Raw genomic sequence first — 1,381 nt, 5'->3', positions numbered from 1 at the left:
GTCATTCCGCCGCATCGAGGTCAGAGAGCGCTTGGCGCCGTCGGGCAATGACGGCGGGATCGTTCATGAAATCCCTGTTCCGACCGGGCTTGCGGCTCCGCGGCGTATAGCCGTTCTTCTCGCTGTTGGTCTTCACCTTCGGCGTTGGTCGCTGATCCTGCCGCTCCTTGATATAGGCCAGCACATCGGAAAGCCGCTTGTTCTCCGTGATCGCCGCATGCGTCACCCGCTGGTCCTTGTCGAACACCCGATAGGACAGGGAATGGCCTTTCCAGCGCACGTCGAGCCGGCCATCGGCATAGGCATAGGTCTCGACATAGCGACCAACCAGGCCACGCGTCACATCACTCTCTTCCAGCATGATCCGCTGGCGCTCGAACGAAAACGTCAGCTGCGCCCCGACATAACGCTGCTCACGCTTGCACAGGATCTCCTGCAGCCGATCCGATGGCATGTTGATCGGCCGATGCAGATTGTCAGGACGGGTAGGGGCGATGGCAAACCGCTGGTTATACCGCGCCATGAACCGCGGCAGAAAAGCATTGCCATCGTCCATGCTGCCGATGCCCGCTAACCGCAGTTCCTTGATCAGCCGATCCTGCAATGTCCGGTTCATCCGTTCAACCCGGCCCTTCGCCTGGCTCGAATTTGCGCAAAGAATCTCGATGTTTAGTTCCGAGAGTGCACGCCCGAACTGGGTCATGCCCTGGCCACCCTTGGCCTCCTTCTTCGCCACCCGGAACACCGAATGCTTGTCGGAGTAGAAGGCCACAGGCGCGCCGTGATCACGCAGGTAAAGCTCCAGCGCCTCGAAATAGCTGAACGCGCTTTCCGAGCGCACGAAGCGCAACTGCATCAGCTTGCCCGTCGCATCGTCGACGAACACCAGCAGCGAACACGGATCGCCGCGATCCTCGAACCAGCGATGTTCCGATCCGTCGATCTGCACCAGCTCGCCATAGGCCTCGCGCCGCAATCGTGGCTGATGAAACGTCCGCCGCTGCTTGCGCGACAGCCAGATGCCGGCGCCCGTCATCCATTGGCGCAGCGTCTCGCGCGACACCGTCAGCCCATCGAGCTCGGCAAGCTTCTCGGCTGCCAAGGTTGGACCGAAATCGGCATAGCGCTCTCGAATGAGAGCCAAAGCATAATCGCGCACGCCCGGGCTGATCCTGTTGTTCGACGGTCGGCCGATCGCCTTGTGCCGGATCGACGCCGCGCCGGTCGTCCTGATCCGCTCCAACAGCCGGCGCACCTGGCGCTCGCTCAAGCCCAGAACACGCGCCGCCGAGACCAGCGTCGCCCGGCCGTCAACGACCTTCGACAAAACCTCGATCCGCTGCAGATCACGCTCGCTCATCGCTATCAGTCCCATCGGCAA

1 protein-coding gene is annotated in these 1,381 nt (G+C 62.0%); it reads right to left on the bottom strand.

Features of this window, described 5'->3' with window-relative positions; translation table 11 throughout:
* Position 1 precedes the first annotated feature (1 nt).
* On the bottom strand, positions 2–1,375 hold the full coding sequence (locus RWK44_RS34745) for an ISNCY family transposase (RefSeq protein ID WP_028743916.1): 1,374 nt from the start codon (positions 1,373–1,375) through the stop codon (positions 2–4).
* Positions 1,376–1,381: the final 6 nt, after the last annotated feature.

This window comes from Rhizobium sp. 25PS6, assembly GCF_032464655.1.
GTDB lineage: Bacteria > Pseudomonadota > Alphaproteobacteria > Rhizobiales > Rhizobiaceae > Rhizobium > Rhizobium laguerreae.
This window is presented reverse-complemented; position numbering and strand designations above follow the sequence as displayed.